The organism is Desmonostoc vinosum (assembly GCF_059505385.1).
This window is the reverse complement of sequence record NZ_JCACKM010000054.1, coordinates 36,259-42,440: the sequence shown is the minus strand read 5'-3', so window position 1 is coordinate 42,440 and position 6,182 is coordinate 36,259. Positions and strand designations below refer to the sequence as shown.

Genomic DNA, 6,182 nt, shown 5'->3' with positions numbered 1-6,182 from the left:
TGGGGACTGGGGACTGGGGACTGGGGACTGGGGACTGGGGACTGGGGACTGGGGACTGGGGACTGGGGACTGGGGACTGGGGACTGGGGACTGGGGACGCGGGGACGCGGAGAAATTTTCTCCCTCATCCCCCTCATCCCCCGGTTGGTGAGCGAAGTCGAACCACATCTTTTCTAATCATCTACCTCAGATTCCTCTGCCCATTCAGATGTAACTGTAGAATCAAAGAAATCTGCACCATCGTCTGAAAAACGAATGACTTGTCCATTGAAAAATTCTGCCAAACGCTGGGCTGCGATCGCAACTTCGTCAGGTTCCCAATCGAGAACTGGCTTTTGGGCTTGTACTGGTGGTGCTACAGGTTTTTTCCCATTCCCGTTCCCATTCCCATTTGTTGTATTTGTGGCTAGAGGTTCAATTTTGGCTGGTGGTGGCTGAACTGACTGCGGTATCTGGGTTGGTGGTGGAGTTTGCTTGTGATAACTGGATGCAGGTGGCTGTTTAACCGTTGCAGAACCATTTGTTGATGGAACTTTTTTGGCTGAGGTTGGTGTCGAAGCAGTTCCTTTTTCTAAATCTACCTTAACTTCGCGTTGGCAAGTCTGTTGGAAAGCCGCTGTAATCATAGGTAAATTAGATTTAACTTTTTCAAACCATACAGGTTGGACACCAACACGGGCCAAAGTACCATCAAACTCAATGAGATGGCACATTTGACGTAGTAATGCTTGCCTAGAAGCCTGCTGGATATTACCAAGCACCTGTTGCCAGAGTTGAGTTAAATCATGTTGTGCATCGTCGGTAATTTCCTTTGCAGGGATGAGGGTGGATGAGGGAGGTGGGGAAGTATTTTCTTTGACTTGGTGGCTTGTACTTTCTGCCTCTTGAGGCGGAGGAGATAATGGAGTATTTTCTTTGACTTGGTGGCTTGTACTTTCTGTCTTTTGAGGTGGAGGAGATAATGGAAACGCAGGAGTAGTGGGTTCTGAAATGTCTCTCCCAAAATTTGGAGAAATTGTTCCATTAGAAATGATCTTATTTGTTTGAGATGGCTCAGATGATGGTAAGTGAGGAATGTTTGATGGTGGCGTTAGTGTGATTTTAGGTGAAATAGTCGCGCTTGGCAACAGTCCTAGTAATGTCACCTCTAACCAAAGGTGAGGCTGAGTGGTATTTTTAATCTGTACTTCAGCTGTTCGCAAATGTTGCTGTCCTACCAAAATTGTACTCATATCCAAATTTTGAGCAAACTCAACCAGCGCTTTCCAAGTTTGATGCGTACAAGTAACCAAATCTTGGCGTTGAGGTGCAGTTTTGGCAATTAGTAAATCGCGGTAACAAGCAGCGAGATTCTGAAGAATAGTCAGCGGTTCTCGTCCACGATCTAGGATTGTACGAGTGCAGTCTAAAACTGCTGATGGATTATTTTGCGCGATCGCATATAACAGCGATAATAAGTCTCGTTCACTCACTGTACCAACTAAATCCCAGACTCGCTCTGGTGATACTTCCTCAGTTAATAAAGCTAATTGATCGAGTAAACTTTCTGCATCCCGTAGTCCTCCTTGAGCAATTTGGGCTACCAAGGTAACTGCATCAATAGAAATATTAATATTTTCTTTGTCGGCGATCGCACTCAAGTGTTTAACCATCGCCTCAAGTTGGATACGTCTAAAATCAAACCGCTGACAGCGTGAAATAATTGTTGGTAAAACTCGCTGTGGATCTGTTGTTGCCAATACAAAAACTACATGCTTCGGTGGTTCTTCTAGTGTCTTTAGTAACGCATTGAATGCTGCGCTACTAAGCATGTGGCAATTATGCACCAAGAGGTTATTTGCCACAAAGTTATGATTATCTGCTACTTCAATGTCATAAACTCGCTCAACTCCAGCGAGGTGAACAGATTCGACTGTCTCCAAATTTGTAAATGAGGATGCCGCATCCACATTCACAGGGGATAGTATCTTCACTCCTTGTTTTACGTCCTTTGCTGGTATCCATCCCTGGTTTGTCCTAATTAAATGATTAGCCGTACATCTAATTTCTCGGTTAATTGTCTTGATAACTAGGGTTTGCCGTTCTCCTTGGTCTAACCACCTGACAACTTTCTTGAATTCCCACTTGCTTGATGAGTCGTTGTAACTTAGAACCTTCTTGTTTTTAATTTTGGGATCATCAATTCTTTGAAGTCCCTCATCAGTCAAAACCAGAGAATCTCCAGTTAGGCATTCATCAATCACATAAACTTTATACCGAGATTGTACAGGGGCAAACTGTGCTTTTTCTATCAATTCTCGGATATGATCAACGCCAGTATTACTAGCGGCGTCAATTTCAATCACATCAAGAGAATAACCTTGAGTAATTCCCCGACACACATCGCACACGCCGCAGGGTTGAGGTGTCGGCTTGTTACCTGCAAGACAATTGAGTGATTTTGCTAAAATTCGGGCACTAGAGGTTTTACCTGTACCTCTAGGGCCAGTGAACAAATAAGCAGGAGCAATTTTACATGTATAAATTGCGTTGGTGAGGGTAGTAGCGATCGCCTCTTGACCCACCAACTCAGCAAAACTCTTTGGGCGATACTTATGGTGCAGGGGTTCGTAAGACATGGGACAAGAGACTTCAATGCCTCTCAATGTTGATTAATAGCACCCAAAGGAAGCAAACAGAGCATATATTTTAGTATGGTTTTACCGCCGATGCACTTCATCTTAGCATATTATTATAGTACATTTGTTCTAAAAAATCAAGAGTTATTTGTGATGGGGAATTGGTTATTTCTTCCCCACTCCCTATACATTTATTGACTGAAGTGACGCCATGAGACATTGCGATCGCTACAATCTTAAGGTGTAAGCAATACTCTATGGTACAGCAGATGCTCAAGCGGCTAGTTCAGTGGCTCAAAAAGCTTTTTAAAAGCCTATTTGGTGGAAAAACAACTAAGTCAAAAGCTAGGGTAGATGTACAACAAGAACCAGCACCACCCCTTAGCGACACGGATTTAGAATTTTTGTTTAACGAACTCCTACAAGGAGTACATCAAGCACGAGGGCAAGCGTGGGCATTGAAGTGGCTACAAAACATTGAGCATCGGATTACAACGGAACGCTGGGTTGAGTGGTTACAAAAGTTTGGTGAAAGACTGCTAGCATCACCTACACCCAATAATGAATTAGCTGCGCGGTTAGTACAATTAGGTGACTTGGGTATTGGAGAGGTTGGAGACGTTGCCTACGATATCGGGATGCAGTTGTTGACGCGTAATCCAGGCGAACCAGTTTGGGAATATGATGGCCCAGACGCTGAGATGACTAATTTGCCATCTGAACAAACCTTTTCTGCAATGGAAGAGGTAGATAGTCAAGAAAACCCATCAGAAGCAGAATATCAAAGCGTCACCTTGGAAGAGTTATATGTAATGTTGCAACAAGATGAGAATCTACGCCAGCAAATTGCTCAACAGCTAGCAATTGAAACCGACGACCCACAAGTTATTGTCCAAGCACTAATTGATCAACTATACAATGCTGAGCAATCGACTCAGGAATGAGGGAGATGAGGGGGATGAGGGAGATGAGGGAGATGAGGGAGAAATTTTCTCCGTGCCCCCGCGTCACCGCGTCCCCGTGTCCTCTTCCCCACTCCCCACTCCCCACTCCCCACTCCCCACTCCCCACTCCCCACTCCCTTTTGGTATATTTTTGTCAAATCTTTATATTCTTACACCTACAAACCTGCCAATCTAGAGGAGTGTAGCTAAATTGATTCGATTTTTTGGAAACAAATACCTAGAATAAACTGTCAATTAATTTTAAACTTTCAGTAATATACCTATTGTCTTTTTAGCAAACTAGGCGTCAATTATGAAACTCAGTTTATTTAATCGAGGATTGGCAGGAGTTGCACTTGCTTCTTTTGCGGTAGTAACGACAACTGTCACCATCAGTCAACCCAGCTATGCTGGCGGCACTAAATTCTTTTGCGAACAGAGGAAAGGCATCTTTATAACATTCGCCAGCACTCAGAATAAGAAAAGTGTGCCGATGATTAGATGGACTTCTCAGGGCGCTTTCCCCAAAGAGTGGCCTATGGAACGCCGTTGTCACGAAGTAGCTCGCAGATTTCAAAGAAGTTATGATAACGGTACTTTAAGATACATCAGAACTGGGACAGTGAAAGGTGAAACTGTAGTATGTGCTGCTGTAAACCAAAATGCTCCTTGCACAGATAGCACACTGCTGTTTACTCTCAAGCGTGGAAGTAATGCCAAAGAAACTATGCGTAGACTGTTAAATCGGCGTGGTTTGGTAGCTGGAAACGTACTCAATGAAAGTGGTGGAGACACGCTGAATATTAATTTTGATGCCTACCTCAACAACGCTACAGAAGAACCAACCAACGGATCTATTCAAGAATCAACCAACGGATCTATTCAAGAATGAGGTAATACTGAACTGATGCGATCGCCACTTTGTATTACCTTTAAACTCAGATGGATTGGCATAATTTGACACTGGTGGTCTGTATTAGCAGTATATCCTTGACGCTGTCCGCATCAGCACCAGTTGTCAGTATTTCTGACCCTTGCAATAACCGTGATTGCATCAGTCCTCAGTCAGAAAAACTCTACCAGCAAGCTCAATCAATCACTGTTAAAGTGATGTCCAAAGAATTCTTAGGTTCAGGAATTCTGTTACGCAAACAAGGCTCAGTTTATACAGTGCTGACCAATGCTCATGTGTTGCAAGCAGGCGAACCCCCGTATCGCATTCAAGTCTCAAATGGTAGGATTTACACAGCTAAATTAGCTCGGAGCTTGAATTTGGGAAAAAACGATTTGGCTTTGTTGCAATTTAAGAGTGCTGACATTGTTTATACTGTGGCAACTATCGGTTCCAAAGCTGCGGTGGGACAAGAAGTTTTTGTTGCCGGGTTTCCCGCCAGCGAAGAGGGATCTGAGGGAAAAGACTTTACTTTTACCCCAGGGAAGGTTTCGTTGGTACTACCTAAACCTTTAGAGGGGGGCTATCAGCTAGGTTACACCAATGCGATCGCCAACGGCATGAGTGGCGGCCCACTTTTGAACCGTCGAGGTCAGGTAGTTGGCATTAACGGAATGCAAGCTGATCCCCTATGGGATGTTCCCTCTGTATTTGCTGATGGTTCCAAAGTAGATGAAAGGTTGCATAAGATAATTGTGCGCCTGAGTTGGGCTGTGCCAATGGACAGGGTAGTGCAGATGATGCAAAAACCTGTAAGAGCTAAAGATTCGTCTGTACTTAATAAAGCTGATTAGAGGTCAAATTATGAAGCTTGATCATGGATTAGCAACAGCAATTATGGGAGTGGCGATCGCATTTATTCAACCACAAATTGCTATGCCATTAACAGCTCAAGATGTTAGTAATATTGCTAAAGATATTACAGTAGTGATTAATGGAGCGAGTGACACCAAACTCGGCTCAGGAGTAATTATTTACCGCCAAGGAAAATCCTACAGCGTTCTCACTAATTGGCATGTTGTCGGTGAATCAGGAAACTACATCATCCAAACCCGCGACAAAAGCCAACATCAAGCGGTACCCAACTCAATCACACGCGTCCCAGAAGCGGATTTAGCACTCATTCAGTTTACTAGTGACAAAGTATATAGTACTGCCACCTTTGGCAATTCCGATACCGCCAAGGAAGGCACCACGATTTTTGTATCTGGCGCACCAGAACCTGTACAGGGAATTAAAAATCGTACAGTGTTAGTACTAATGGGACAAATTGTTGGCACGAATACTCAACCAGAGGAAGGTTATACCCTAATTTACAATAACAATACTCACCGGGGGATGAGTGGCGGCCCTGTGCTAGATGAAAACGGGCGTTTGATTGGCATTCATGGGCGAGGTGCCAGAGATGGTGATGGTCAAAAGGTGGGTTTTAATCTGGGTATCCCCATCAATCTATTTGTCGCCTCCAAAACAGCCAGCAAATTAAAAGTGCAAATCTCAATCCCCCAAACCAATTTAACTGACACATCTACAAATTCCAGACCCATTGGACGCCCCACCGTTATTAACGGTTCTGAGGGAGTAACAGGATCTGGCGTTGTTTGTGCTGGCCACCGTTGTGAGTGAACAGTAAACAGTTATTCAGTACACAAGTTGATCATCGATAAC

General features: G+C 44.0%; 5 protein-coding genes. 4 read left to right on the top strand and 1 reads right to left on the bottom strand.

Annotated features, from left to right (window positions below; all coding sequences use genetic code 11):
* Window positions 1-173: 173 nt before the first annotated feature.
* Window positions 174-2,618: a DNA polymerase III subunit gamma/tau gene (dnaX, locus tag AC5JMF_RS09660; protein WP_495795492.1), complete on the bottom strand. Its 2,445-nt coding sequence runs from the start codon at window positions 2,616-2,618 to the stop codon at window positions 174-176.
* Window positions 2,619-2,887: 269 nt separating this feature from the next.
* Here dnaX and AC5JMF_RS09655 point away from each other — a divergent pair, with 269 nt between their 5' ends.
* From AC5JMF_RS09655 to AC5JMF_RS09640, 4 genes are all read left to right on the top strand, one after another.
* A complete protein-coding gene (locus tag AC5JMF_RS09655; RefSeq protein WP_495795493.1) occupies window positions 2,888-3,562 on the top strand; it encodes a hypothetical protein in 675 nt (224 codons plus the stop codon).
* A gap of 313 nt (window positions 3,563-3,875) precedes the next feature.
* The gene (locus tag AC5JMF_RS09650) at window positions 3,876-4,454 is read left to right on the top strand and encodes a COP23 domain-containing protein (protein ID WP_495795491.1); all 579 of its coding nucleotides are present in this window, start codon (window positions 3,876-3,878) and stop codon (window positions 4,452-4,454) included.
* Between the two features lie 50 nt (window positions 4,455-4,504).
* Window positions 4,505-5,308, top strand: coding sequence for a S1 family peptidase (locus tag AC5JMF_RS09645; protein WP_495795490.1), 804 nt, complete (start codon window positions 4,505-4,507; stop codon window positions 5,306-5,308).
* Between the two features lie 10 nt (window positions 5,309-5,318).
* Window positions 5,319-6,140, top strand: coding sequence for a S1 family peptidase (locus tag AC5JMF_RS09640; RefSeq protein WP_495795489.1), 822 nt, complete (start codon window positions 5,319-5,321; stop codon window positions 6,138-6,140).
* Window positions 6,141-6,182 lie beyond the last annotated feature (42 nt).

Excerpts from the sequence above, each read along its gene's own strand:
- dnaX (WP_495795492.1), bottom strand. The coding sequence starts at position 2,618 with ATGTCTTACGAACCCCTGCACCATAAGTATCGCCCAAAGAGTTTTGCT.
- AC5JMF_RS09655 (WP_495795493.1), top strand. The coding sequence starts at position 2,888 with ATGCTCAAGCGGCTAGTTCAGTGGCTCAAAAAGCTTTTTAAAAGCCTA.
- AC5JMF_RS09650 (WP_495795491.1), top strand. The coding sequence starts at position 3,876 with ATGAAACTCAGTTTATTTAATCGAGGATTGGCAGGAGTTGCACTTGCT.
- AC5JMF_RS09645 (WP_495795490.1), top strand. The coding sequence starts at position 4,505 with ATGGATTGGCATAATTTGACACTGGTGGTCTGTATTAGCAGTATATCC.
- AC5JMF_RS09640 (WP_495795489.1), top strand. The coding sequence starts at position 5,319 with ATGAAGCTTGATCATGGATTAGCAACAGCAATTATGGGAGTGGCGATC.